The following is a 25,682-nucleotide window of genomic DNA, read 5'->3' on the forward strand; positions in this document are numbered from 1 at the left end:
TGGAGCGGAGGGTGCGACGCTAGCCCGCGCGCGTCAACGCGGCGGAGGCTTCCGCACCGGGCCCGGCTGGGCCAGCATGACGGTCATGGAAAGCGCATCGAACGAACCGCGGATCGTCGTCGTGGGCGGGGGCATCGTCGGCCTCTGCGTGGCCTGGTACCTGGCGCAAAGGGGGCTGCGGCCGCTGGTGCTGGAAGCCCGGAAGCCGCATGCCGCCTATCCGGGCAATGCGGGGGCGATCAGCCATGGCTCGGTGGCGCCGCTCGCCATGCCGGGGGTGCTGCGCCAGGTGCCGAAGATGCTCACGGACCCGGCGGGTGCCCTGCACATCCCGGCGCGCTACTGGCTGAAGGCGATGCCGTGGCTGCTGCGCTTCGTGGCCTCCGCGCGGACCGCGAAGGTCGAGGCGGCGGCGGATGCGCTTGCCTCGCTGCTGTTCGGCGCGCTCGAACGGCACAAGGAGATCCTGGCCGCCGAGGGTGCGCTCGACCTGATCCGGGAGGAGGGGCAGTTGTACCTCTACCGGGACGAGGCGCAGATGGCGAAGGATGCCGCCTCGCTCGACCTGCGCCGCCGCCACGGGCTGCGCATGGAGGTGCTGGACCGCGCGGCGCTCGCCGCCCTGGAGCCCGAGGTATCACCGGCATACACCCGAGCCGTGCTGTTGCCGGATCATGGTTCCTGCGTGAACCCCGCGCGCCTGGCCGAGGTCGTCGCCCATGGCGTGCGGCGCATGGGGGGCGAGGTCCGCGAGGCCGAGGTCCGTTCCATTCGCATGGAGGGGCGCCGCGCCACCGGCGTGCGGACCGACGCCGGCGATGTTCCGGCGGACATCGTCGTGCTCGCGGCCGGCGCATGGTCCGCGCGGCTGCTTGCGCCGCTCGGGGTCAAGGTGCCGCTGGAGACCCAGCGGGGGTACCACGTGACGCTGCCGGATGCCGGGGTGAAGGCGGGGCGCGTGCTTTCGCCTGCCGACCGCAAGGTCTTCATCACGCCGATGGAGGACGGGTTGCGCGTCGCGGGTTCGGTCGAGTTCGCGGGGCTCGATGCACCGCCGAACGAGGCGCGGGCGCGATTGCTGCTCGATGACCTGCGTGCGGTATTCCCCCATGTGCGGACGGAAGGCGGCACGACCTGGATGGGCCATCGTCCCTGCCTGCCCGACAGCGTGCCGGTGCTGGGCCCGCTGAAGACCTGGGACGGCATCTGGTGTGCCTTCGGCCATGGCCATCTCGGCCTGACGGGCTCGGCGCCGACGGGTGCCGTGATGGCTGCCGCGATCGCCGGGGAGAAGCCGAATTTCGACTTCGCGCCCTTTTCAGCCGAGCGCTTCGCCTGACGGCCGCAACCGCTACAGGATCGCCTTGCCGGCGACCGACCAGGCCTGGATCGCCGCATCCTCGGCCGACATGCCTGGCGCGGAGGGAAACGGCATTCTCTCGCCCAGCAGGAGCGCGCTGATGAGGAACACCAGCACGCGGCGGTCCTGCGCGTCGTCGGTTTGCGTGTATTGCGCCGGGTCGCGGTTCACCAGCACTTCGCCGAGATGAAGGCGGTCGCCGTTCCATGACGCCTCGGCCTCGTAGATCAGGTTCCCCGTCCAGGAGCGCCGGAAGCACAGCCGGCCGCCGTCGAGGTGGATGACCCACTTGTCCTCCATCTCCGTCGCGCGGAAGCCGCGGGCGATCAGCCAGGACTCGAAGGGGGCGAAGGTGACGTCGAGGCGGATGCGTGTCGTCCGCTCCGGCATGGGCGGGACGTGGCCGCCGAGATGCCCGGCATGTGCGCCCCGCAGCGCAGTCTCCTCCTCCCGTCCCAGCACGGCCGCCAGGTGCGCCTGCGGGCCAGGCCCCGCCAGGGGCTTGCCATCGATGTGCGTCGTCGGAACCTCCGGTGGGCGGCGCCGCCAGAACTCGGGGCAGAAGGCGGCGAGCCATGCGAAATCCGCGACGGAAATCACGCCTGTGCGGATGGTGCCATCGGTGTCGCGCAGCGTGCCAGCGATGTGCGAGGGGCCTCGATGGGTGACACGGAGGTCCACGCTGCGCCTCCTCGCCGCAACCGGCCGGATCGCGTGGATGAAGCCGAGGCGCAGGTCGCCGCGGCCGCTCTTGAGAGGCTGGACCTCGGTGAGCAGGACGGGGCTCGCCCCCCAGCCCGGGTGGCGGGCGGGCACTTCGATCCAGCCCCACCAGGCGCCGGGGGCCAGGGTGAGGGGCGGCATCATCCTGCCTGCTCCTAGGCCGCCAGGCGCAGGATTGCTTCGAGATCCCCTGCGGAGCGGACAGGCCGCGGGTTCGTCGCGATCGGCGCGTCCCCGTTCCACAGCGCCGCCAGCGCCGGGATCTCGCCTGCCGCGATCCCCCGTTCGGAAAGCCGCGTCGGCAGGCCGAGGCCACGCACGAAGGCCTCGATGGCGGGCCCCGCTTCCTCGCCGCCGAAGATGTGCGCGACGTCCTTCTGGCGATGTTCATTCACCGGCGCGTTCCAGCGCATCACGGCGTGGAGCATGAGGCAGGAGGTGATGCCATGCGGCACGCCGCGCGCCGCGCCGAGGATGTAGCCGAGACCGTGGCTCGCCCCGACCGGCACGCCGGCCCAGCCGCCCATCACCGAGAGCCAGGCCGCTTCCTGGCAGGCCGCACGCGCGGCGAGGTCGCCCGGGTGGCGACGCACGCGCGGGAGGTTCTCCGCCAGCATCACCATGGCCTGGCGGGAGACGGCATCCGAGAAGGGCTGCGGCACCGTCGAACACCACCGTTCCGCCGCATGGTCGAGCGCGCGGATGCCGGAGGAGAGGAGGAGTTCCGCCGGTGTCTCGAGCGTCGCGGCCGGATCGAGGATGACCGCGCGCGGCACCATCCAGGGATCGAGCGCCCGATGCTTCCGCCCGGCGGCGAGGTCCGTGTAGCCGGCATGCGGCGCGAACTCCGCTGCGGACAGCGTGGTGGGCACCGCAACGATCCGCGGGGCGGGTGCCGGCCCGTCCCAGTTGCCCGGCGCGGCGCCGCGCGACGTGGCGGCACCGATCAGCGAGCCTGCATCCGCAATGCCGCGCCAATTCGCGAGGCAGGCGACCTTCGATCCGTCGATGACCGACCCGCCGCCGAGAGCAACGACAAGATCGGCCTCCTGCTCCCGCAGCAATGCAGCGAGGGCGAGCACGTCCTCGACCGGGCTGTGGGCGCGCATGGCGGAAAAGGTGCCGGCCAGGCGATCCCCGATCGCCGCCTCGGCCGCGGTGGCGAGCGCCCCGCCGGACAGGGAGCGCGTCGTCACCAGCACGACGCGCGACGCGGTGGCCACCTCTCGCGGCAGCGCCTCGGCCAGTGGCGCGCCGTGATGCACGCGGCCCTGCGCCGGCCATTGATGCAGATGCGCGGCCATTCGTCCCTCCTCGGTCCTTGCGGGCGAGGATGGGGCGGCGGCCGGCGCCGGACAAGCTACCGCATGGCGGCGAGCACGGCGGGGTGGTGGTCGGAGCCGTACGGCCCCCGCCCGTCGGGCGGGGGCCGCTTACGCGACGGTGACGCTCAGCGCATCGGCCAAGCGTACATCAGCCCGCCATTCGTCCACAGGCGGTTCAGCCCGCGCTCGAGGCCGATCGGCGTGTTAGGACCGATCGTCCGATCGAACAGTTCGCCATAGTTCCCGACTGCGCGGATGGCGTTGTAGGCCCAGGCGGGATCGAGCTTCAGCGCATTGCCGAGCAGCGGGTCGGCGCCCAGCAGGCGACGGATCTCGGGGTTGGTGCTGGTGCGGCGGAGTTCTTCCGCATTCTGACTGGTGACGCCGAGTTCCTCCGCATTGATCAGCGCGGAGACCGTCCAGCGGATGACGTCGAACCATTCCTGGTCATCGCGCCGCACGACGGGGCCGTAGGGCTCCTTCGAGAAGCGCTCCGGCAGGATGACGAAATCCTGCGGCTGCGAGAACTGGCTGCGCAGCGCCGCGAGCTGCGTCGCGTCCGTGCCGATGGCATCGCAGCGGCCCGCCTGCAGGGAAGTCGCGTTGTCCTGCATGCGCTCCTGCAGGACCGGCGTGAAGCGGAGGTTGTTCGTGCGGAACCAGTCCGTGGTCACGAGCTCGTTCGTCGTCCCGGGCGAGAGGCAGATCGTCATGCCGTCCATCTCGCGCGGGTTGGTGATGTTCGCGTCGCGCCGCACCATGAAGCCGTGGCCGTCATACAGGTTGGCGATCGTCAGCCGCAGGCCGAGCGTGGTGTCGCGCGTCATCGAGAGCGTGGTCTGGCGGATCAGCACGTCGATCTCGCCGGACTGCAGTGCCGTGAAGCGTTGCACGGCGGTCAGCGGGACGAAGCGGACCTTGTTGGGATCGCCCAGCACGGCGGCCGCCACGGCACGGCAGAGGTCGGCATCCATGCCGCGCCAGACGCCCTGGCTGTCCGGCAGGGAGAAGCCGGCGACGCCGACATTCACGCCGCAGGCGAGGACGCCGCGGCTCTTCACGCCATCGAGCGTGGCTCCGGCCATGGCGGGGCCGCCGAGGGTGATGCCCAGTCCGGCGGCAAGGGCCGCCATCCAGCGTGTTGCTCTCATGCTCTATTCCTCCTCTTCGCGGCTTCGTTGCCGCGATGTTGATCGACGATACGGGCAGCGCGACCGATCGGCACAAGGATCGCGTGTTCCCCGACACTACCCGCGCTTCGCCTTGTCCGCCTCGTTGCGGGCCTTGATGCGGGCGCGCGCGGCGTCCCATTCCGCATCGCCCCAGGCGAGGTAGTCCTGGAATCCTCCGCCACCCGAAAGCCATCCGCCACCGTCGAGAGCGATGGTCTCCCCGTTGATCCAGATCGGCGTGAGCAGGAAGGCTGCGAGGTCGCCGATATCCTGCGGCGTGCCGATGCGCCTCATCGGGTTCTTCTCGGCCAGCCGCGCGGCGGGGTCGGCCTCGCCCGGACGCAGGCGCGCGAACATGCCTTCGGTGGGAATGGTGCCAGGCGCGATGGCGTTCAGCCGGATGCCGTGCCGCCCCCATTCCACCGCGAGCGACTTCGTCATCGCGTCGATGCCCGCCTTCGACATGGCGGAGGGCACGACGAAGGGCGCCCCGGTCCGCACCCAGGTGACGATGATGGAGACGACGGCCCCGCCGGTCTTCTCCCGGATCCAGCGTTTGCCGAGCGCCTGCGTCACCTGGAAGGTGCCGTGGAAGACGATGTCGGCGATGGCGTGGAAGGCGCGGTGCGAAAGGTCTTCCGTCCGGCTGATGAAGTTGCCGGCGGCGTTGTTGATGAGGTGCGTTGCGGGCTTGCCCTCCGCCCACATCGCCGCGACGGCGGCCTCGATGGCGTCGGGATCCTTGATGTCCACGGCCCGCGCGGTAGCCATGCCGGGGTGCTGCGCGTTCATCTCGGCCGTGGTCGCCTGCACGACCTCGCCGCGCCGGCCCCAGATCTCGACCGCGGCGCCCAGCGAGAGCATGCGTTCCGCCATCATGCGCCCAAGGCCCGTGCCACCGCCCGTGACCAGCACGCGCGAACCCTTGAGGATGTCGTCGCGGAACATGCGCGTCACTCCGCGGCCAGGAAGCGGGAGAAGTCGGGCTTGCGCTTTTCCTGGAAGGCGGCAACCGCCTCGGCGGCTTCCGGCCCGCGCAGCAATTCGCTGAACGTCCCGAACTCCTCGGTCATGTGGGCGGTCAGCGCCTGGGCGCCCGTCTCGCGCAGCAGGCGCTTCGTCGCCGCCAGCGCGGCGGGGGGCTTGGCGGCCAGTTTGCGCGCCACGCCTTCAGCGACCGGGAACAATTCGGCCAGCGACACGACCGTATTGGCGATGCCGGCGCGCACCGCCGTCTCCGGCGAGAAGGCCTCGCCGAGCATCAGCAACTCGTTGGCCAGCAATTGCCCCGCGCGCTGCGGCACGATCAGCGACGACCCGCCCTCCGGGCAGAGTCCGAGATCGACGAAGGGCATGCGGAACACCGCGGTATCGGCCGCATAGACCAGGTCGCAGTGCAGCAGCATCGTGGTGCCGATGCCGATGGCGAAACCCGCCACCGCCGCCACCACGGGCTTCGGGCAGTCGCGCAGCGCGAAGAGGAAGTCCCGTGCCGGCGTCGGGATGGAATCGTCCGGCGTGGCGCTGCGGGTCTTGAAGTCGTTCACGTCATTGCCCGACGTGAAGCAGGACGCCCCGCCGGTCAGGAGCACGGAACGCACCGCGGGCGAGGTGGCCGCTTCGCGCAGTGCGTCGCGCATGGACGCGTACATGGCGCGCGTCAGGGCGTTCTTCTTCTCCGGCCGGGCGATGCGGATGGTCCGCAGGCCCGTATCGTCGATGACCTCGATCTCGCTCATGGTTTCCTCCGCATGCGTTCAGGCCATGATCGGCGGAACGGCCCCCGCGATCCAGCGGGCAATCGCGGTGGCGCGCTCGTCACCGTGGGGCTGGACGGTCGGAAGGGGGTGTCCTCGCGCGCCGTGACACGCGGCATGGCAGCGCGGAAAGTCGCCGGCGAACAGGCGGGCTGGTCCATGGGCGTCTCCTCGGCACCGCATGCTGGCCCGCGGGCAGGCGGGCGTCCAGGCGCCCCGCATGACAGCGCGGCGCATCTCCGCGATGATGCGTCCAACCAATGGTCAGGAGGAACGCATGGCGCGGCGGGTGATGCTCATCACGGGCGGCGGGCGAGGCATCGGGGCGGCGACGGCACGGTTGGCGGCGGCGCGCGGCTACGACCTGGTGCTCACCTACCGATCCGACACCGCCCGCGCCGGGGAGACCGCGCGCGCCTGCGAGGCCGCCGGCGCGAAGGTCGTGCTGCTCAAGGGCGACGCGGCCTCGGAGGCCGACATCGTCGCCGCCTACGACACGGCCGGGCGCACCTTCGGCGGCATCGACGCGGTGGTGAACAATGCCGGCACGACCGGCGGCAAGCGCCTGGTCGCCGACACGACCGAAGCCGATTGGCGCGGCACCTTCGAACCCAACGTCTTCGGCCTGGCGCTGTCCTGCCGCGAAGCGGTGCGCCGCATGTCCACCGCGCGCGGCGGCAAGGGGGGGGTGATCGTCAATGTCTCCTCCCGCGCCTCGGAACTCGGCAGCGCGGGGGAATGGGTGCACTACGCCGCCTCCAAGGCGGCGGTGGACACGCTGACCCAGGGCCTCGCGCGGGAAGTGGCGAAGGAGGGTATCCGCGTGAACGCGGTGAACCCCGGCCTGATCGAGACGGAACTCCACGCTGCATCCGGCCAGCCGGACCGGCTGCAGCGCCTCGCGCCCTTCGTGCCGATGGGGCGCGCCGGGACGGCGGAAGAAGTCGCGGAATGCATCCTCTTCCTCGCCTCGGACGCCGCATCCTACGTGACGGCGGCCTGCCTGCCGGTGGGCGGCGGGCGCTGATCAGGCGGGTTTCAGCACCGGCTTCCTCGCCGCGCAGAACTCGTCGACCGCGGCGACGAAGCGCGCGCAGTCGGCATCGGTGACGGGAAGGCTCAACGCCGCCATGCCGCGGCGCGCGAGGTAGATGCCGGCGGCGAGCATGTCGAAGAAGAACAGCTCGCGCATCTGCTCCTCCTCCGGGCTCGCCTTGTAGGGCGCGGTGACGGGGCCGTTGCGGAAGTGCGGGTTCAGCATCGAGCCCGCGCCGGTGAAGTGCATGGCGACGCCATGCTTCGCGCAGGCCGCGTTCAGCGCCGCGCGCAGCGTCTCGCCCCGCGCGAAGAGTGCCTCGGCCGCGCTCTCGTCGAAGATCTCGCCCAGCGCGACGCAGCCCGCGGCCATGGACAGCACGTTGTTGTTGAAGGTGCCGGCATGCGGCATGGCACCTGGCCTGTGGCCGTCGAACACCGCCATGACGTCGCGCCGCCCGCCGAAGGCGCCGAAGGACATGCCGCCGGCCATGTACTTGCCGAAGGTCGTCATGTCCGGCGTGATGCCGAGGCGCTGCTGCAGCCCGCCATAACCGTGGCGGCTGGTCATCACCTCGTCGAAGATGAGCAGCGCGCCGGTTTCCTTCGTCGCGTCGCGCAGGGCTTGCAGGAATTCCCGCGTCGCCGGGATGCAGCCGCCCGAACCCTGCATCGGCTCGACGAGCACCGCCGCCAGCCTGTCGCCGGCCTCGCGGATCGCCGCTGCCGCGCCGGCGGCGTCGTTGTAGTCGGCGAAGCGCATCGGGATGGGCAGGTTCACCGCCGAGACCGGCACGCCCAGCGGGAAGGTGAAGACGCCGCCGTGGTACCCGCCACGGAAGACGAGCACCTCGGTCCGACCGGTGAGGCCGCGCGCACCGGCGAGCGCCATGATGTTCGCCTCGGTGCCCGAATTGGTGAAGCGCACCTGCTCCACGGAAGGGAAGCGCCCGCAGATCAGCGCCGCGAGCCTGACTTCGTTCTCGCCCACCGCGGCGAGGTTGATGCCACGGTCCATCGCCGCCTTCACGGCATCGAGGATGCGCCGTTCCGAATGCCCGAACAGCCCGGCGGAATATTCGCCGCAGAGGTCCAGATAATCGCGGCCGTCGGCATCCCGCAGGTGCGCACCCTCGCCGCGGACCATGGCGGTGGGGAAGGGGGTGTAGAAGAGCACGGTGCGGGTATTGCCGCCGGGCATCACCTCCCGGGCCTTCGCGTGGATCGCGGCGCTTTGCGGACGCGCGGCGGCGTAGGCCTCGCGGGCCTCGATCAGCGCGGCGTCGAGGTCACTGTTGCGCGGGTCGCGCGGGGCGTCGAGCGGGCTCATGGCGGTCTCCGGCCGTGTTGGTCGGAAGGCTCGCGCTGTCCCATCCCCCCGTCAACCATCGGCGCTACGACGGCGGGCACGGAGCCGGGGAGGAGGGCGATCTCGGTGAGGAACTTGCGCCGGAAGGCTTCCGCATAGCCGCCCGGCTCGGCCGCGAGCCGGAGGAAGCCGGTCACGACATTATCGCGCAGCCAGGCCTCCGCCTCGGTCACCAGCGCGAACCGGTCCAATCCCTCGCGCACCTGATCGTTCGGGTCGAGCAGGAGGACGTTCACCGTGATGCGGTCGGCGGATGCGGCGCTGCGGACGGCCTCGATCGGGATCCGCGTCAGGCTCTCGACGCCGTCCGTCGAGACGTCGATCACCCGCAGTTGCGGTGTGCAGGGGGCGTCGCGGTGCGCCAGGCGCGCATGGTCGATCGCATGCCCGATCGCGGTTTGGCTCATGCGGTGCACGCGCCCCAGGCCGCGGACGGTGGCGGCGAAGCGCCGTGCCTCCGTCTCGTTGCGGATCAATGACCAGTCAACGCGCGTTGTGGCGCCGTAGCCGAACTCCCCGACCAGCACGGCAATTCCCTCGGAGGCCTCGATGAGGGCGATCACCTGCGGATCCTCGAAGGCCGCGGCGGTGCCGTCGCGCTGGATGGCGAAGTGGCGGTCGGAGATCGACCCCGATGCGTCGATCAGGAAGGCCACGGCGGCAAGACAGGCGGGCGGGAGCATGGTGCCCCTCCTTTCCGGGGGCGGTCGGCAGCCAATCACCCCGGGTGGGAAAGATCGCGTCGAGATCGGAACATAATCCATTCCGGACCCGTCAGGGCGGCTTCCGTGGGGCGCTTTCCTGAACGTCAGGTGCGGCTTCACGCAATCCCCCGGTCGCCTGGCCCCGATTGACGTTCCGGGCGCCTCCGCGTCCCATGCGCGGATGCCTCCAAGGACCAGCGACGCGATCGTCATCGGCGGCGGCCTCGTCGGCGCCGCCATCGCCTGGGGCCTGCGCGGCCAGGGCCTGGAGACCGTGCTGCTGGACGAGGGCGACATCGCCTTCCGCGCCAGCCGCGGCAATTTCGGGCTGGTCTGGGTGCAGTCGAAGGGGCTGGGGGCGCCCTGGTACCAGCGCTGGACGCGGGGCTCGGCCGGGGAATGGCCGGCGCTGGCGGCCGATCTCGGCGCGCGCACGGGGCTCGACCTGGCGCTGCAGCAACCGGGGGGCGCGCATCTCTGCCTCAGCGAGCCGGAATTCGAGGACCGGGCCGCGAGGATGGCGCGGATGCAGTCGGAGGCCGGCAACCACGGCTTCGACTACCGCATGATCCGCGCCAAGGAACTGCGCGAGATGCTGCCGGGCCTCGGCCCGTCGGTCGTGGGCGCGTCCTGGACGCCGTATGACGGGCATGTGGGCCCGCTCGCGCTGCTGCAGGCGCTGCACCGCGCCTTCACCGAGGCGGGCGGTGCCTACATCCCGGATGCGCGCGTCACCGGCGGCACCGCCGCGCCGAACGACTTCCGCGTGGAGACCGCAGCAGGCGCCTTCGCCGCGCCGCGCATCGTGCTCGCGGCCGGGCTCGGCAATGCGGACCTCGCGCCGCGCTTCGGGCTGGACGCGCCCGTGCGCCCGCAGCGCGGGCAGATCCTGGTCACCGAGCGCGCGCGCACCATCCTGCCCATGCCGACCACCACCGTGCGGCAGACGGGGGAGGGCACGATCATGCTCGGCGACAGCATGGAGGAGGTCGGCTTCGACACCCGCCAGGCGCCGCCGGTCATGGCGCAGATCGCGCAGCGCGCCGTGCTGTCCTTTCCCTGGATCGCGGAACTCAACATCGTCCGCGCCTGGTCGGCGCTGCGTGTCATGGCGCCCGACGGCCTGCCGATCTACGACCAGTCGGACCGTTACCCCGGCGCCTTCATCGCCAATTGCCATTCCGGCGTGACGCTGGCCGGGGCGCATGCGCGGCTGCTCGCGCCGATGATCGTGCAAGGATCCCTCGACCCTGTCCTCGCTCCCTTCTCAGCGAAGCGATTCGATGTTCCGCACGCGGCCTGATGCTCGCCCCGCCACGGTGGAGGTGCTGGTCGAAGGCACCCCCGTGCTGGTCCCCGAGGGCGCATCGGCCGCGGTGGCCGTGCTGCTCGCCGGGCTGTCCGCCATCCGCGAGATGCCCGTCACCGGCAGCCCGCGAGGCCCGCTCTGCCTGATGGGCGTCTGCTTCGATTGTCTCGCCGAGATCGACGGCGTGCCCAATCGCCAAGCCTGCATGGTGCCGGTGGCGCCGGGGATGCGCATCGCCCGCCAGCGCGGCGCGCGCGAGGCACGGCCATGACCGACTTCGACGTCGCCATCATCGGCGCCGGCCCGGCGGGCATGGCTGCGGCGGTGGAAGCACGCTCCCGGGGCCTCTCGGTGCTGGTGGTGGACGAGAATGCGGCGCCCGGTGGCCAGGTCTTCCGCGCCGCCGAGGCCGCTGCCCAGGATCCGGCAGTCGGGCCGGCGATCGCTCCCGGCCTGCCCCTTGTCGCCGCCTTTCGTGGATCCGGCGCGACCTACCGCCCGGCGACGACGCTGTGGCACCTGGACGCCGATGAAGGCGCGCTGTCCCTCGCGGCGCATGGCCGCGCCGAGGACGTCACGGCCAGCCGGGTGATCCTGGCGACCGGCGCGCAGGAACGACCGGTGCCCATCCCGGGCTGGACGCTGCCCGGCGTGATGACCGCCGGAGCGGCGCAGATCCTGCTCAAGACCGCCGGCGTGGTGCCGTCAGGGGCCGTGGTGCTGGCAGGGCAGGGGCCCCTGGTGTGGCTGCTCGCCGTGCAACTCGCCCGCGCCGGCGTGGCGTCGCTGGTGCTCGAGACGCGCACGACATCGCTGGCCGCGGCGCTGGCCAGGGCCGGTGGCGGGGTCTGGGCCGGGCGCCGGCTGCTCGCCAAGGGCCTGGCGCTGATGGCCGGGGCGCGGCGCCGGGGCGTGCGCGTCGTCACCGGCATCCGCGGCCCGCGCGCGGAAGGCGAGGGCCGCGTGCAGCGCGTCGCCTGGGAGGGCGGCAGCGCCCCCTGCGACACCCTGCTGCTGCATGAGGGGGTGATCCCCTCGACCCATGTCTCCCGTGCCATCGGCCTGGAACACGAGTGGGACGCGACGCAGGCCTGCTGGCGGCCGGTGGCCGATGCCTTCGGTGGCTCCTCCCATCCGCGCATCGCAGTGGCGGGCGACGGGGCCGGGATCGGAGGCTGGGAAGCAGCGGTGGCGGCGGGCCGCCTTGCCGCGCTGGATGCCGCGCGCCGGCTGGGCGCGCTGGCCGAGGACGCCTTCGCCGCCCGCACCGCCACTTTGCTCGCGGTGCGGGCGGCCGCGCTGTCGCCAAGGGGCTTCCTCGATGCGCTCTACGCCCCGCCCGCCGCGGTGCTGGCACCGGCGGACGACGTCATCGCCTGCCGGTGCGAGGAAGTGACCGCCGGCGCCGTCCGCCGGGCGGCGCGGCTCGGGGCGACCGGGCCGAACCAGCTCAAGGCCTATCTCCGCTGCGGCATGGGGCCGTGCCAGGGGCGGCTCTGCGCGCCCACCGTCGCCGCGCTGATCGCCGAGGCGCGCGGATTGGCGCCCGGCGAGGTGGCGCCCCTGCGCCCGCGCGCGCCTTACAAGCCGGTGACGGTGGGAATGCTCGCCGGTGGTGCGGAAACGCTGCAACAGGGCGGGAAATAACGCTGCGGCGGGGAATCCTATTCTTGGCTTTTTCACAAGTGCCGCTTACCAGAAACATATGCGCGTCGCTCTTGTCCTGACAGTCCTTGCCGTTTCCACGCTCGTTCCGCCGCCGGCCCTGGCGCAGGGGGCGGGAACGGCCGCACCGGCCTCGGCCGTCGAGGCAGCGTCCCCAGCCGCCATTGCGCGGCTTGCGGAGCGACTGGCACGCCTTGCCGAGGACGGGCTCGACCCACGGCACTACCCCATCCCGCCGGCCGAACTGGCGTCGTCGGACCCGGGTCGTCACCGGGCGGAGACGATGCGCGCGGCGCAAGCGGCGCTCGCGGACCTGCTGCTGGGGCGCGTCGCGTCGCTGCGCGGGCGGGTGGACCTGCGGCGCGATCCGGCCGCGGTGAACCTCGCGGGCTGGATGTCCGATCTCGGCACCGCGCGCGAGCCGGCCGAGGTGATCGAACGCGCCTCCAACCTGCCGCCCGACGCGGCGGCGCTGAAGGCGGAACTGGCGCGCTACCGGGCGCTGGCCGCGGCGGGCGGCTGGCCGCGCATCACCGGCGACACCCGGCGCACGCTGGAGCCCGGCAGCACCGATGCCGCGCGCGTGCCGGCGTTGCGCGCCCGCATGGCGTTCATCGACCCGGCCGTGGCCCATGGCGCGGCGGCGGACAGCCCGGTTTACGATGAGCGGCTGCTCGCCGCGGTGCGGCACTTCCAGGCCGAGGAAGGGCTCGAGACCGATGGCCGGGTCGGCGCCATCACCTGGACGGCCCTGAACACCTCGGTCGAGGAGAAGATCCTCCAACTGCGCGTCGCCCTCGACATGCGTCGCGGGCAGCCCGCACGCAGCACGGAGCGGCGGATCGAGGTCAATATCCCCCACTATCGCCTCCGGTTGCTCGAAGGTGACCGGGTGGTACGGGACATGGCGGTCATCGTCGGGCGCCGGGACCGGCAGACGCCGATGCTCAACGTCCGCATGACCACGGTGCAGTTCAATCCGCCCTGGGGCGTGCCGGAGCGCAATGCGCGGGAAGACCTGCTGCCCCGCTTCCGCCGCGACCCGGCGGCGATGCAGGCGCGTGGGTTCCGCCTCTACCAGCGCCTGGACGGCGAGGTGGTCGAGGTCGATCCCACAACCGTGGACTTCAGCGGCTACAGCCGCACGAACTTCCCTTACTTCGTCCGGCAGGATGCCGGCGACGCGAACGCCCTGGGTCGCATCAAGTTCGTGATGCCGAACGGGGATGACATCTACATGCATGACACCCCGGACCGACATCTGTTCACCCGGGGCCAGCGGGCCTTCTCCTCGGGCTGCATCCGGCTCGAACGGCCCATGGAGTTGCTTGCCGAGGCGCTTTCGGGCACGACGGGCTGGGACAGGACGCAGGTGGATCGCGTCCTGGCCAGCCGCGCCACCCGGAGTGCGCCCCTCGCGCGTTCCATCCCGGTGCGGCTGCACTACACGACCGTCATCGTGGAAGGGGGCCGCGTCGCCATGCGACAGGACATCTACGGGCTTGATGCCGAATATGCGCGCGCGATGGATCGCGCGCAGAACCAGCGCCTGGCTTCGGCCGACGGGGGGGCTGGCCGCAACACCGGGACGCGCTGAGCCATGGCGCGCCTGTTCCATCGTTTCGATTGCCCCTGCTGCGACCCGGTGGTGGCGCGGCGGCGGGAAGTGATCCGTGCCGGGTTGGGCGGGCTGCTGGCCCTCGCCGTGGCGCCCGCGACCGCGGCGGCGCAGGCCGCGGCGGGCGGTGTCCGCACCGTGCGCATCCGCCGGGTGCAGACGGGGGAAGCCTTCGAGGGCGTCTATTGGCGGAATGGTCGTTACGACCGCGACGCCCTGCGGCGCCTGGACGTCGTCTTCCGCGATCCCTCCATGGACGAGACGACCCCCATGGACCCGCGTCTGTTCGACGTCCTGAACACGGTCGCTCGGCAACTCGATTCCGACGAGTTCTACGAGGTGATCAGCGGCTATCGCGCGCCGGAGACCAATGCCGCGCGGGCGAGCCAGTCGCGGCGCGTGTCGCGCGTGTCGCTGCACATGTCCGGCATGGCGGCCGATGTGCGCCTGCCCGGCCGGCAGTCCATGGGCATCGCGCGCATCGCGGCTGACATGCAGATCGGCGGCGTCGGCCTGTATCGCCGCGACGGCTTCGTCCACCTGGATTGCGGCCCCGCCCGCCGCTGGTAACGACCCCCAACGGACCCCGGGTCCGGGGGGGGGCGGTGGCCCCCCGGTGGGGGAGCGCGAGGGGGCAAGCCCCCTCGCAGTCATCGCAATGCCAGGACTCCCGCACAAGCCGCCGGCATCTGCGGCGGCGGCCCCGGAGGCCGCGGCGTCGGCCGCCGTGCTTCCGGCGTCAGCCACCAGTCAAGGCTCGCGTCGCACCCATCCCCCGCCGGCGGCGGCGCGATGCCGCGACATTCCGGCTGCCCGTCCGGGCAGGGCAGGCGGATGTGCATGTGCGAATCATGCCCGCGCCAGGGCCGCACGCGCCGCAGCCAGGCTTCGCCCCGGTGCCGCCGACAGAGTTCCCGCTTGATCGCGTGGTTCACCAGCAGCCGGTCCAGCCCGCGCTGTTCCGCTGCGAGTCGGATCAGCGCCGCGTGACGATCGGTGAAGCGGGTGGGGTCCACGCCCGATTCGTCGGGCAGTACCAGGGACGCGACGCGCACATCTTCCCGCTGCGCCGACGGCAGCCGGGGCTTCGCGTTCACGTCCAGCCAGATGTCCGCGTCGATGCCCGTCTGATGGCTGGCGTGGCCGTAGGTCATCGGCCCGCCGCGCGGCTGGGAGAGGTCGCCGATCCACAGGTCCGGGAATCCGCGGGCTCGCGCAACCGCGGCGAAGTCCTGCACCCAGGCGACCATCGCCGGGTGCCCCCAGTGGCGGTTGCGGGAGACGCGCACCGCCTGCCAGCCCGGCCCTTCGCCGGGCAGTTGCACGGCGCCGGCAATGCATCCGAGGCCCGTGCCGCCGATGATCCGGGTCGGCCCCGGGGCCGGCAGCGCGACCGCGCCCCAGCTTTCCGCGCGGGAGATACCCTGCGCCGCCACGACGCCCGGAAGCAGAAGCGCCATGAACGCGCCAAGCCATGCCTTGCCCATGCCCGATTGCTAGAGCAGATCGGCATGGGTTGAAATGACCGCCGCGGCGCCGCGCGCGAAGGAGGACGCACTTGCCCCGATATCTCGTGACCGGCGGCGCCGGCTTCGTCGGCAGCCATGCGGTGCTCGCCCTGCTCGACCGCGGGCATGAGGTGGTCGTGCTCGACAATCTCTCGCAGGGGCATCGCGCCGCCGTCCCGGCAGCGGCGACGCTGGTGGAGGCGGACCTCGCCGATGCGAAGCGCGTGGCGGAGGTCTTCGCCTCCTGGCGCTTCGACGCGGTGCTGCACTTCGCGGCGCTGTCGCTCGTCGGCGCGTCGATGCGCGAGCCGCTGCACTATCTCGCGGAGAATGTCGGCCATTCGCTGCGCCTGGCCGAGGTCGCGATCAAGGCGGGCTGCCTGCGCTTCGTCCTGTCCTCCACCGCCGCGCTGTTCGGTGAGCCGGACCGCGTGCCGATCGACGAGGACTGCCGCATCGCGCCCTCCAACCCCTATGGCGACAGCAAGCGGATGGTGGAGGAGGGGCTCGCCTGGGCGGAGCGCATCCATGGCCTGCGCTACGCCGCGCTCCGTTATTTCAACGCGGCCGGGTCCGATCCGGCCGGGCGCGCGGGCGAGGACCACGACCCCGAGACGCATCTCGTGCCGCTCGCCATCGATGCCGCCCTCGGCCGCCGTCCGGCGTTGACGGTGTTCGGCGACGACTACGCTACGCCGGACGGCACCTGCATCCGGGACTACGTGCATGTGAGCGACCTCGCCGAGGCGCACCTCGCCGCGCTGCGGCGGCTCGAGACGCATGGCTCCTGCCGCTACAACATCGGCAGCGGGACGGGCGCCTCGGTGAAGGAGGTGATCGGCGCGGTGGAGCGCGTCGGCGGCCGCCAGGTGCCGCACAGCATCGGGCCGCGCCGCGCGGGCGATCCGGCGGTGCTGGTGGCGGCCTCCGACCGCTTGCGCGCCGAGACGGGCTGGACGCCGAAGCTCGGTGCGCTGGACGACATCGTCCGCACCGCCTGGGCCTGGCGCGAGGCGCATCCGAAGGGCTACGGCGACCGCGGCTGAACCCGTCGCCTGCGCGGCATGATCCTGCGCAGGAGCCTTCGGCCGGACATGACCGGCCCGAGGGCGGTCACCCCGCGAACCGAACCGCGTTCGGCCCGCGGCCGCTTTCGTATCCGGGCGTCAGCTCTGGAAGCGGAAGGCCCCGGTCGTGGAATCGGCGTCGGCCGGCTGCACCGCCTGCTGCTGCTGGACCTGGGCGCGGACGCGATCCTCGATCTGCTTGAGCAGGTTGCCCATGCCGTTCACCAGCGCGGGCAGCTGCGTCACGGGCACGCAGAGCGTCGCGCAGGGGATCGCCTTGCCGTCGCTGCCGGTCGTGGCGAGCGTGATGCGGGCGACGCCGTGCGCGACCTGTGCCTCGATCACGCCGTCCGCGAAGACGGTGGGGCGGCTGTCGGCCATGTCTGGTATCCCTTGTCCTATTGTTCCCGGAAGGCGCGGGTGAAGCTGTCGCGCACGGGCTGGGTGATGTAGCGCAGGAAGCTGCGCTCGCCGATCTGGATCATCGCCTCGACCGGCATGCCGGGCACCAGTGTCACGCCCTGGAGCCGCGCGAGTTGCTCGGCGTCGATCAGGATGTGGGCGCGGTAGTGGCTCATGCGCGTGCGTTCATCGATCGTCACGTCCTGCGCGACGAAGGTGACGTGGCCGTGCAGGTAGGGCACCAGGCGCTGCTTGAAGGCAGGCAGCCGGACTTCCGCCTGCAGCCCGACATGGACCACGTCGATGTCGAAGGGCTGCACGTTGACTTCCGCCACCAGGCGATCCTGCGCCGGCACCAGGTCCATCACCGGGTCGCCGGGGCGGACCACGGCGCCGATGTTGAACAGGCGCAGGTTCAGCACGGTGCCGTCCTCGGGTGCTGCGATGTCGCGGCGGACGGCGACGTCCTGAGCGGCGCGCAGGCGTTCCTCGACCTCGGCGAGGCGGGTGCGGATGTCGCGCTGCTCGGCCGCGACCTCCTGGCGGCGCTGGCCGACGATGGAGGCGATGGTGCTGCGCGCCTCGGCAATCGCCTGGTTGGCGCGGTCGAACTGGCCCTGCAGTTCCTCCCCCTGGCCTTCCAGCGCGGCGGCGGTGCGCTGCAGCGCGAGCAGCGTCGGCAGGCGCTGCAGGCCCTGCTGGACCAGCCCGCGGGTGAGTTCCTCCTCCCGCCGGATCAGCTGGAGCTGCTGGCGCTGGGCGCGCTGCTGGCCGGTGACGCCGGAGATGATCGCCTCCTGCTGGCCGATCCGCGCTTCCTGCACAGCCACCTGGCCGGTCAGGGAGGCGCGCCGCGCCTCGAAGACGGCGCGCTGGCCGCTCATGGCATCCATCGCGCGCGGCTCGTTCGAGGCGCGCAGGTCGTCGGCGAAGCGCGGTTCGCGCAGGTCCCCGAGTTCGGCGGTGAGGCGGGCGTCCTGGGCGAGGAAGGACCAGCGCTGGCTGCGCAGCGTCTCGAAATCCGCCCCGGCGCGGATGTCGTCGAGGCGCACCAGCACCTGGCCGGCCCGCACGCGGTCGCCGTCGCGCACCAGGATCTCGCGGACGATCCCGCCTTCGAGGTGCTGGATGGTCCGGCGCGTGCCCTCGACCTTGATCATGCCGGGGGCGATCGCCGCCTCGCTCAGCGGGGCGAACGCCGACCACGCGCCGAAGGCGCCGAAGAACACGCTGATGGCGGCGAAGCCGAACAGGATGGTGCCCCGGGTGCGTGGCCGGGGTGCCGGCTCCGGCGCCTTGGGCAGGGTGAGTTCCACGGCCGGCAGGCGGTCGCGGCGGGGGACGACGTCGTGGCCCGGGGCGGGACCGGGGACGGCGGGGGCGGTCGTCTCGCTCATGCCTGCGCCTCCTTGCCTTCGATCCGGCCGGCGGGCGCCGGGATGGGGGTGGCGGGCTTCATGATCTTCTTCAGCACCTCGGCGCGCGGGCCGAACAATTCCACCGCGCCGTCGCGCATCAGCAGCACCTTCTCGACCCCCTGGACCAGCACGGGGCGGTGGGAGACCAGCACCACGGTCGTGCCGCGCCGCTTGAGGTCATGCAGCGCGCGCAGCAGCGCCGATTCCGCATCGCCGTCGAGGTTGGAGTTGGGCTCGTCCAGTACGATCAACTTAGGGTTGCCGAACATGGCGCGGGCAAGGCCGATCTGCTGGCGCTGCCCGCCCGAGAGATGCTGCCCGCCTTCGCCGATCTCGGTCTCGTAGCCCTTGGGCAGGCGCAGGATCATGTCGTGGCAGCCGGCGAGCTTCGCCGCGTCGAAGACCGCTTCCGACGGCGCCTGGGCCATGCGGGCGATGTTGTCCATCACCGTGCCGTCGAAGAGCTCGACGTCTTGCGGCAGGTAGCCGACATGCCGGCCGAAATCCTCCCGCTGCCAGGTGTAGACATCGGCGCCGTCCAGCCGGACCGAGCCCTGCATGGGCTGGAGCGTGCCGGTCAGCATGCGGATCAGCGTGGTCTTGCCGGCCGCCGAGGGGCCGATCACTGCCAGGCTCTCGCCGGGATCCAGCACGAAGGCGACGCCCTTGATGGTCGCCATGCTCGATCCGGGGAAGCCGAAGGTCACCCGCTCGACGGAAATCCGGCCCCTGGGCTCGGGCAGCGGGATGCCGGGCGGGCGCAGCCGCGGCAGCATCAGGAAGGCCTGCAGCCGCTTCCAGGACTGGCGCGCCTGCACCAGTTGCTTCCAGCCGCCGATCATCTGCTCCACCGGCGCCAGCGCGCGGCCCATGATGATGGAGGCGGCGATGGACGCGCCTGCGGTCAGTTCCTGCTGCAGCACGAGATAGGCGCCGATGCCGAGGATCGCGACCTGGATGACCAGGCGGAAGAACTTGGTCATGGCGAGCAGCGGCGCCGCGCGGTCCATGGCGCGGTTCATCGGCACCGACATCTCGGCGACGCTCGAGCGCCAGCGGGCCATGACGGCGGGCAGCATACCCATGCTGTCGATGACCTCGGCGTTGCGGACGATGGAATCGGCCCGCCGCTGGGTCGCCATCGCCGCCGTATTGGCCTCCCGCAGCAGCTTGGAGGTGGCGACCTCGTTGAGGACGGTCAGCCCCAGCAGCAGCACGGCGCCGAACAGCGCGACCGTGCCGAGGACGGGATGGAGCGCGAAGATCACCAGCAGGTAGGCCGGCACCCAGGGAACGTCATACAGGGAGAGCGCCCCGGGAGAGCCGATGAAACCGCGGCAGACGCCGAGGTCGCGCAGCGCCTCCATCCGGTAGGGCCGGCCGCGGAGCTGGCTTTCGATGGCGCGGCCGAAGCCTTCGGGGGCGACCTTCTCCTCCACCCAGGCGCCGATGCGCTGCATGATGCGGGAGCGCGCGCCCTCGAGCAGTGCCAGCAGGCCGAGCGCGACGAAGGCGATGAGCGTCAGGTAGAGCAGCGTGTTCAGGTTCCGGGTCGAGAGCACCCGGTCGAACACCTGCATCATGTAGAGCGAGACGGTGAGCTGCAGGACGTTGACAACGCCGCTGAACACGCCGACGGCGATGAACTGGCTGCGGCATGCGGCGACGGCGCGCGCGAGCGGTGTCTCGGCCGGCTTCGTCTCCCCGAGCAGGGCCCTGGGGTCAATGGCCATTCGCAACCGCCCCCGCGCAGGCGCGCAGCTTCCGTGAGGCGACAGCGCGACGCGTTCCGATACTTCTCGCCATCCAGGCGTCCTGTCTCCGCTATGCTTTCATCATGAGGGGGGGATCGGCGTGCGGCCGGGACCGCCTGCCCACCCTCTTATGAACAGCGAAAGGGCATGCATCCAGCGCAGCGTAACTTCACCATATCATGATTGCGTTCAATGTAACTCACATGACAATGCGGGGCGCGCCGGCCGGAGGAACCCTGCCGCCGGGGGCGCGGCGCACGGGGAAGGGGTTTCGGGAGGGGCATGGACAAGGCTGAATCGCCAGGCATGGCCGGCATGGAGGCGGTGGAGCTGACCATCCTGATGCCCTGTCTCAACGAGGCCGAGACCTTGGGCACCTGTGTCCGCAAGGCGATGGACTACCTCGCGCGGAGCGGGGTGGCCGGCGAGGTGCTGGTCGCGGACAACGGCAGCACCGACGGCAGCCAAGCCATCGCCGAGGCGCTCGGCGCCCGCATCGTGGCCGTGCCGGAACGCGGCTATGGCGCTGCCCTGATCGCCGGCATCCATGCCGCGCGCGGGCGCTACGTCATCATGGGCGACAGCGACGATTCCTATAATTTCACGGCTTTAGACGGTTTTGTCGAGAAACTGCGGGAAGGCTTCGACCTGGTGATGGGCAACCGCTTCCGGGGCGGGATCGAGCCGGGGGCGATGCCGCCCCTGCATCGCTACCTCGGCAACCCGGTGCTTTCGACCATCGGGCGGGTGTTCTTCGGCAGCCCGGTCGGGGATTTCCATTGCGGGCTGCGGGGCTTCGACCGCGAGGCGATGCTGGCGCTGGAGCTGCGCGCGCCCGGGATGGAATTCGCCTCGGAGATGGTCGTGAAGGCCACGGTGAACGGGTTGCGCATCGCCGAGGTGCCGACGACGCTTTCGCCCGATGGGCGGTCGCGCCCGCCGCATCTGCGCTCCTGGCGCGATGGCTGGCGGCACCTGCGCTTCCTGCTCGTGTTCTGCCCGCGCTGGCTGTTCCTCTATCCGGGGGCGGCGCTGTTCCTGGCGGGGCTGGTGGCCATGGCGGCGCTGCTGCCGGGGCCGCTGCCCCTCGGCGGCGTCACCTTCGACGTGCACACGCTGCTCTATGCCTCCGGCGCCATGGTGATGGGCTTCCAGGCGGTGCAGTTCTGGGTCTTCGCCCGGATCTACGGCGGGCAGCAGGGGGTGGTGCCGGAGGAGAAACGGCTCGTCGCCGTGCTGGCACGCTTCGGGCTGGAGCCGGCGCTGATCGTGGCGGGGCTGTTGGTGCTGCTTGGTCTTGGCCTCGGCGTCGCGGCGGTGGTGATCTGGGGCGGCGAGGATTTCGGCCAGTTGACGGGCATGGGGGCGATGCGGGTGGCGATCGCCTCGGTCACCGCGATGGTGCTTGGCCTGCAACTGGCCTTCGGGGCCTTCTTCCTGGCGCTGCTCGGGATGATGCGCGCGGGCCCGCGCGGCGGGTAGCCGGTTTCAGCCCCGCTGGTCCGCGAAGACCAGCCGGCGGGACAGGGCGAAGTTGGTGAACATCCCGGCGACGGAGCCCGCGGCGACGCCCAGGATCGGGTGCGCCGCAACCATCGGCACGAAGGTCACGAGCAGCGCGTAGGCCCCGTAGTTCAGCGCGAATCCCACCAGGTTCACCAGGACGAAGAGCGCCCATTGCCGGTGCACCGGCCCGCCGCCGCGGCCGCGGAAGGTCCAGATCCGGTTCAGGCCCCAGTTCGCCGTCGCGGCCGACAGGTAGGACACGGCTCGGCCGAGATAGAGGCCGCCGCCCAGCGCCAGCGCGCCGTAGAGCACCGCCGTGTCCACCAGGAAGCCGATGGTGCCGACGATGCCGAAGCGGAGGAACTCGGTCGCGAGCGCCGCGCGCTCCGCTCCGAGCGCCCGCACCAGCAGCGGGCCGAGGATGGGGATGTCCACCATGCCCCGCGGTTTAGGGCCGCCACGCCGCCTTGCCCAGCACGGACCGCCCTGCCGGGCTCGCCCCCTTCGTGGCGGCGTGGCCGGGACCGCCCCGCCAGGTTCGGGCGGTCATTCTCAAACGTTACGACTGATTCCAGCCGCATCCGAACTGTTCTAGGCTCCGACCGGCTTCACCGAACGGAGAACATCCGCATGTTCCGACGCGACCTTCTGGCCGGCGCCGCCGCCCTTGCCGCGCTGCCGCGATTCGCCATCGCGCAGCCGGCCGCAGCGCGCACGCTGAAATACGTGCCGCACGCGAACCTGCCGAACATCGACCCCTTCACCAACACCGCCTTCGTGGCGCGCGACCACGCCTTCCTGGTCTTCGACCAGCTCTACGGCATGACCGACAGGTTCGAGCCGCAGCCGCAGATGGTCCAGGGCCACGTGGTCGAGAACGGCGGCCTGCTCTGGCGCTTCACCCTGCGGGAGGGGCTGAAGTTCCACGACGGCGCGCCGGTGCGCGGGCGGGACTGCATCGCGTCCATCAAGCGCTGGGGGCGCCGCGACGCCTTCGGGCAGGAACTGATGGCCCGCGTCTCCGACATGACGGAGGACAGCGACCGCGTATTCAGCATCAAGCTGAGCCGGCCCTTCCCGAAGATGATCGAGGCTTTTTCGAAGGTCACGACCTCCTGCCTGTTCATCATGCCCGAGCGGCTGGCGAACGTGGATCCCTTCACCAACATCAGCGAGGCAGTGGGCAGCGGCCCCTACCGCTTCGTGCAGAACGAATGGGTGCCGGGGTCGAGCCTCGCCTATGTCAGGAACCCGGACTACGTGCCGGTCTCCTCTGGCACGCCGTCGATGACGGCGGGACCAAAGGTCGCGCATTTCGACCGCGTCGAGTGGCGGATCATCCCCGATGCCTCGACCGCCGCGGCGGCGCTCCAGTCGGGCGAGATCGACTGGTGGGAGCAGCCGACCGCGGACCTGTTCCCGCTGGTGGCGCGCAACCGGAACATCGCGGTGGACGTGATCAATGGCACCGGGCTGATCGGCATCTTCCGCCCCAACCACGTCACGGCGCCGTTCAACAATCCGGCGGTGCGGCGCGCGGTGATCACGGCGATCAGCCAGATGGATTTCATGACCGCGGTGATCGGCGATGCCACCGTGCCCGGCTATCCGACGCTGAAGCGCGAGAACATCGGCTTCTTCGCCCCCGAATCGCCTTCCGCCTCCACAATCGGGCTCGACCGGCTGAAGAAGAGCATCGACGCGGCGCGGGCCGAACTCCAGGCCGCGGGGGCGATGGGTGCGCGGCTGGTGCTGCTGAACGCGACCGACCTCGCCTCGATCAACGCCTCGACGCTGGTGGGCGCGGACCTGTTCCGCCGCATGGGCTTCAACGTGGACCTGGTCAGCGCCGACTGGGGCACGGTGGTCTCGCGCCGCGCGAGCAAGAACCCGCTCGACCAGGGCGGCTGGTCGGGCTTCTTCACCTTCTGGTCGGGCGTGGACCACTGGAACCCGGCGAGCCATGCTTCGATACGCGGCCATGGCGATGCCGCCTGGGCCGGCTGGCCGACCATTCCGGCCATCGAGGCGCAGCGCAACGCCTGGTTCGACGCGCCCGACGAGGTCGCCGCCGCCGCCGCCACGACCGAGATCCAGCGCATCGCCTTCGACGAGGTCCCCTACGTCCCGACCGGCATGTATTACCAGCCGACCGCCTATCGCCGGAACCTCACCGGCATCCTCAAGGGCCAGCCTCCGCTGTTCTGGAACGTCCGTCGCACCTGACGCGGATGCGATGCCCGGCGCCCTTGCGCGGCGCCGGGCGATCTGGTGGAGACTGCGCGCGACTTCCCCCGGAGGGCTTCGATGCGCCGTCGTCACCTGCTTGCCGCCGCCACCGCCGCCGCGCTGCCTGCGCGCGCGGCGCTGGGGCAGGGCACCGCCGGCGCGGCGCGCGTGCTGAAATTCGTGCCGCAGGCGGATCTGGCGGTCCTCGACCCCATCGTCACCACCGCCTATGTCACCCGCCATCACGGCTTCGCGGTCTGGGACACGCTCTACGGCTTCACCCAGGACTACGCCGCCGAGCCACAGATGGCCGAGGGCCACAGCGTCGAGAATGACGGCCGCCGCGTCACCATCCGCCTGCGTGAAGGGTTGAAGTTCCACGACGGGGAGCCGGTGCGCGCGGCGGACTGCGTCGCCTCCATCCGCCGCTGGGGCGCGCGCGACCCGCTCGGCCAGGTGCTTCTGGCGCGGACCGAGGAACTCTCCGCCCCCGACGACCGCACCATCCTCTTCCGCCTGTCCCGGCCCTTCCCGCTGCTGCTGGATGCGCTGGCCAAGACCTCCCCGCCGGTCTGCTTCATCATGCCGGAGCGCCTGGCGGCGACCGATCCGCGCCAGCCGGTGCAGGAGATCGTCGGCAGCGGCCCGTTCCGCTTCCTCGCCGACGAGCGCGTGCCCGGCCGGCGCGCGGTCTATGAGCGCTTCGCCGACTATGTGCCGCGCGCCGAGGGCGTGCCGACCTGGACGGCCGGGCCGAAGCGCGTCCACCTCGATCGCGTCGAGTGGCACATCATGCCCGACACGGCGGCGGCGTCCGCCGCGCTGCAGGCGGGCGACGTGGACTGGTGGGAGAATCCCCTCGGCGAGTTGCAGCCGCAGTTGCGCCGCAACCGCAACATCGTCATGGAGATCCTCGATCCCACCGGCTTCGTCGGCATCGCCCGCTTCAATACGCTGCATCCGCCCTTCGACCGGGCGGTGATCCGGCGCGCGCTGCTCGGCGCGGTGGACCAGGAAGCCTTCATGACCGCCGTCATCGGCAGTGATCGCAGCCTGTGGCGCGACGATGTCGGCATCTTTCCGCCCGGCACGCCGCTCGCGAACGACGAGGGAATGGGCGTGCTCACCGGCACGCGCGACATCGAGAAGGTCAAGCGCGAGATCGCCGAGGCCGGCTACGGGGGCGAGAAGGTGGTGCTGCTCGTCGCCAACGATTTCCCGACGCTTGCCGCGATCGCCAATGTCGGCGCCGAGATGCTGCGCCGCGTCGGCATGGAGGTGGAGGTCGTCGCGGACCAGCTCTCGGCGCTGCTGCAGCGGCGCGCGCGGCGGGAAGCGCCTGCCGCCGGCGGCTGGAACATGTTTTTCACCTTCTGGTCCGGGCTCGACCTGTTCAACCCTGGGGTGAACCAGGCGCTGCGCGGCACCGGCGAACGCGCGTGGTTCGGCTGGCCGACCATGCCGAGGATGGAAGAACTGCGCGCGCAATGGTTCGACGCGCCGGACCTCGCGGCGCAGCAGCGACTGGCGCGCGACATCCAGGCCGAGGCGCTGCGCGAGGCACCCTACCTGCCGCTCGGGCAATATTTCCAGGCGACCGCCTATCGGCGCGGCCTATCCGGCATGCTGAAGGGGCCGCCGCTGTTCTGGAATCTCCAGCGCGCCTGATACCGGCCAGCCTTTCCGCTGGCCGGTATCCGGGCCTCGGTTTCGCGAGCGGCCGCCCCACCAGCCCCGCGCGCCACACCGCTCGCCTTGCCG

General features: G+C 71.4%; 23 protein-coding genes. 11 read left to right on the plus strand and 12 right to left on the minus strand.

Annotated elements, in window-relative coordinates:
- Positions 1 to 85: 85 nt before the first annotated feature.
- Entirely contained in the window at positions 86 to 1,339 is a 1,254-nt protein-coding gene (locus tag GXW76_RS01255; RefSeq protein ID WP_211860165.1) for an NAD(P)/FAD-dependent oxidoreductase, read from the plus strand.
- 12 nt (positions 1,340 to 1,351) lie between these two features.
- Here the strand turns inward: GXW76_RS01255 and GXW76_RS01260 are convergent, their stop codons facing one another.
- The 5 genes from GXW76_RS01260 to GXW76_RS01280 form a co-directional block, all read right to left on the minus strand.
- The gene (locus GXW76_RS01260; protein ID WP_211860166.1) at positions 1,352 to 2,227 is read right to left on the minus strand and encodes a hypothetical protein; all 876 of its coding nucleotides are present in this window, start codon (positions 2,225 to 2,227) and stop codon (positions 1,352 to 1,354) included.
- Positions 2,228 to 2,238: 11 nt separating this feature from the next.
- On the minus strand, positions 2,239 to 3,387 hold the full coding sequence (locus tag GXW76_RS01265) for an iron-containing alcohol dehydrogenase (protein WP_211860167.1): 1,149 nt from the start codon (positions 3,385 to 3,387) through the stop codon (positions 2,239 to 2,241).
- A 146-nt stretch (positions 3,388 to 3,533) separates the two neighbouring features.
- Positions 3,534 to 4,559 carry an amino acid ABC transporter substrate-binding protein gene (locus GXW76_RS01270; protein ID WP_211860168.1) on the minus strand — a complete coding sequence of 342 codons (1,026 nt, stop codon included), beginning with the start codon at positions 4,557 to 4,559 and terminating at the stop codon, positions 3,534 to 3,536.
- Positions 4,560 to 4,655: 96 nt separating this feature from the next.
- Positions 4,656 to 5,528 carry an SDR family oxidoreductase gene (locus tag GXW76_RS01275; protein WP_211860169.1) on the minus strand — a complete coding sequence of 291 codons (873 nt, stop codon included), beginning with the start codon at positions 5,526 to 5,528 and terminating at the stop codon, positions 4,656 to 4,658.
- Positions 5,529 to 5,533: 5 nt separating this feature from the next.
- A complete protein-coding gene (locus GXW76_RS01280) occupies positions 5,534 to 6,319 on the minus strand; it encodes an enoyl-CoA hydratase (protein ID WP_211860170.1) in 786 nt (261 codons plus the stop codon).
- 238 nt (positions 6,320 to 6,557) lie between these two features.
- Between GXW76_RS01280 and GXW76_RS01285 the strand changes: the two genes are divergently transcribed.
- A complete protein-coding gene (locus tag GXW76_RS01285; RefSeq protein WP_246513821.1) occupies positions 6,558 to 7,364 on the plus strand; it encodes an SDR family oxidoreductase in 807 nt (268 codons plus the stop codon).
- Here the strand turns inward: GXW76_RS01285 and GXW76_RS01290 are convergent, their stop codons facing one another.
- On the minus strand, positions 7,365 to 8,702 hold the full coding sequence (locus GXW76_RS01290; RefSeq protein ID WP_211860171.1) for an aspartate aminotransferase family protein: 1,338 nt from the start codon (positions 8,700 to 8,702) through the stop codon (positions 7,365 to 7,367).
- Positions 8,699 to 9,424 carry a DUF1194 domain-containing protein gene (locus GXW76_RS01295; RefSeq protein WP_211860172.1) on the minus strand — a complete coding sequence of 242 codons (726 nt, stop codon included), beginning with the start codon at positions 9,422 to 9,424 and terminating at the stop codon, positions 8,699 to 8,701. The genes GXW76_RS01290 and GXW76_RS01295 overlap by 4 nt, the downstream gene beginning before the upstream one ends.
- Before the next feature lie 202 nt (positions 9,425 to 9,626).
- Between GXW76_RS01295 and GXW76_RS01300 the strand changes: the two genes are divergently transcribed.
- Genes GXW76_RS01300 through GXW76_RS01320 form a run of 5 tightly spaced genes read left to right on the plus strand, consistent with a single transcriptional unit; the run spans position 9,627 to position 14,607 of the window.
- Complete coding sequence (locus GXW76_RS01300; RefSeq protein WP_211860173.1) at positions 9,627 to 10,748, plus strand: NAD(P)/FAD-dependent oxidoreductase; 1,122 nt, start codon at positions 9,627 to 9,629, stop codon at positions 10,746 to 10,748.
- The gene (locus tag GXW76_RS01305) at positions 10,729 to 11,025 is read left to right on the plus strand and encodes a (2Fe-2S)-binding protein (protein ID WP_211860174.1); all 297 of its coding nucleotides are present in this window, start codon (positions 10,729 to 10,731) and stop codon (positions 11,023 to 11,025) included. The genes GXW76_RS01300 and GXW76_RS01305 overlap by 20 nt, the downstream gene beginning before the upstream one ends.
- Positions 11,022 to 12,401 carry an FAD/NAD(P)-dependent oxidoreductase gene (locus tag GXW76_RS01310; RefSeq protein ID WP_211860175.1) on the plus strand — a complete coding sequence of 460 codons (1,380 nt, stop codon included), beginning with the start codon at positions 11,022 to 11,024 and terminating at the stop codon, positions 12,399 to 12,401. Before GXW76_RS01305 ends, GXW76_RS01310 begins: the two co-directional genes overlap by 4 nt.
- Before the next feature lie 58 nt (positions 12,402 to 12,459).
- Complete coding sequence (locus GXW76_RS01315; protein WP_211860176.1) at positions 12,460 to 14,016, plus strand: L,D-transpeptidase family protein; 1,557 nt, start codon at positions 12,460 to 12,462, stop codon at positions 14,014 to 14,016.
- Positions 14,017 to 14,019: 3 nt separating this feature from the next.
- A complete protein-coding gene (locus GXW76_RS01320) occupies positions 14,020 to 14,607 on the plus strand; it encodes a DUF882 domain-containing protein (protein WP_211860177.1) in 588 nt (195 codons plus the stop codon).
- A gap of 80 nt (positions 14,608 to 14,687) precedes the next feature.
- Here GXW76_RS01320 and mepA read toward each other — a convergent pair whose 3' ends face one another.
- Positions 14,688 to 15,497 carry a penicillin-insensitive murein endopeptidase gene (gene mepA / locus GXW76_RS01325; RefSeq protein WP_246513822.1) on the minus strand — a complete coding sequence of 270 codons (810 nt, stop codon included), beginning with the start codon at positions 15,495 to 15,497 and terminating at the stop codon, positions 14,688 to 14,690.
- A gap of 98 nt (positions 15,498 to 15,595) precedes the next feature.
- Here mepA and galE point away from each other — a divergent pair, with 98 nt between their 5' ends.
- Positions 15,596 to 16,591: a UDP-glucose 4-epimerase GalE gene (galE, locus tag GXW76_RS01330; RefSeq protein ID WP_211860179.1), complete on the plus strand. Its 996-nt coding sequence runs from the start codon at positions 15,596 to 15,598 to the stop codon at positions 16,589 to 16,591.
- Between the two features lie 120 nt (positions 16,592 to 16,711).
- Here the strand turns inward: galE and GXW76_RS01335 are convergent, their stop codons facing one another.
- From GXW76_RS01335 to GXW76_RS01345, 3 genes are read right to left on the minus strand one after another with little or no spacing between them, the layout of a single operon-like run.
- Positions 16,712 to 16,993, minus strand: coding sequence for a hypothetical protein (locus GXW76_RS01335; protein ID WP_211860180.1), 282 nt, complete (start codon positions 16,991 to 16,993; stop codon positions 16,712 to 16,714).
- 17 nt (positions 16,994 to 17,010) lie between these two features.
- Positions 17,011 to 18,411, minus strand: coding sequence for an HlyD family type I secretion periplasmic adaptor subunit (locus tag GXW76_RS01340; protein WP_211860181.1), 1,401 nt, complete (start codon positions 18,409 to 18,411; stop codon positions 17,011 to 17,013).
- On the minus strand, positions 18,408 to 20,165 hold the full coding sequence (locus GXW76_RS01345; RefSeq protein ID WP_211860182.1) for a type I secretion system permease/ATPase: 1,758 nt from the start codon (positions 20,163 to 20,165) through the stop codon (positions 18,408 to 18,410). The genes GXW76_RS01340 and GXW76_RS01345 overlap by 4 nt, the downstream gene beginning before the upstream one ends.
- A 303-nt stretch (positions 20,166 to 20,468) precedes the next feature.
- On the opposite strand from GXW76_RS01345, the gene GXW76_RS01350 reads away from it, so the two are divergent.
- Complete coding sequence (locus GXW76_RS01350) at positions 20,469 to 21,668, plus strand: glycosyltransferase family 2 protein (RefSeq protein ID WP_211860183.1); 1,200 nt, start codon at positions 20,469 to 20,471, stop codon at positions 21,666 to 21,668.
- 6 nt (positions 21,669 to 21,674) lie between these two features.
- On the opposite strand, the gene GXW76_RS01355 is transcribed toward GXW76_RS01350, so the two are convergent.
- Positions 21,675 to 22,130, minus strand: a complete 456-nt coding sequence (locus tag GXW76_RS01355) for a GtrA family protein (RefSeq protein WP_211860184.1) — start codon at positions 22,128 to 22,130, stop codon at positions 21,675 to 21,677.
- A 192-nt stretch (positions 22,131 to 22,322) separates the two neighbouring features.
- Here GXW76_RS01355 and GXW76_RS01360 point away from each other — a divergent pair, with 192 nt between their 5' ends.
- Complete coding sequence (locus GXW76_RS01360) at positions 22,323 to 23,918, plus strand: ABC transporter substrate-binding protein (protein WP_211860185.1); 1,596 nt, start codon at positions 22,323 to 22,325, stop codon at positions 23,916 to 23,918.
- Positions 23,919 to 23,999: 81 nt separating this feature from the next.
- The gene (locus GXW76_RS01365; protein ID WP_211860186.1) at positions 24,000 to 25,589 is read left to right on the plus strand and encodes an ABC transporter substrate-binding protein; all 1,590 of its coding nucleotides are present in this window, start codon (positions 24,000 to 24,002) and stop codon (positions 25,587 to 25,589) included.
- The last annotated feature ends 93 nt before the right edge of the window (positions 25,590 to 25,682 follow it).

This window comes from Neoroseomonas soli, from assembly GCF_018129065.1.
Lineage (GTDB): Bacteria > Pseudomonadota > Alphaproteobacteria > Acetobacterales > Acetobacteraceae > Neoroseomonas > Neoroseomonas soli.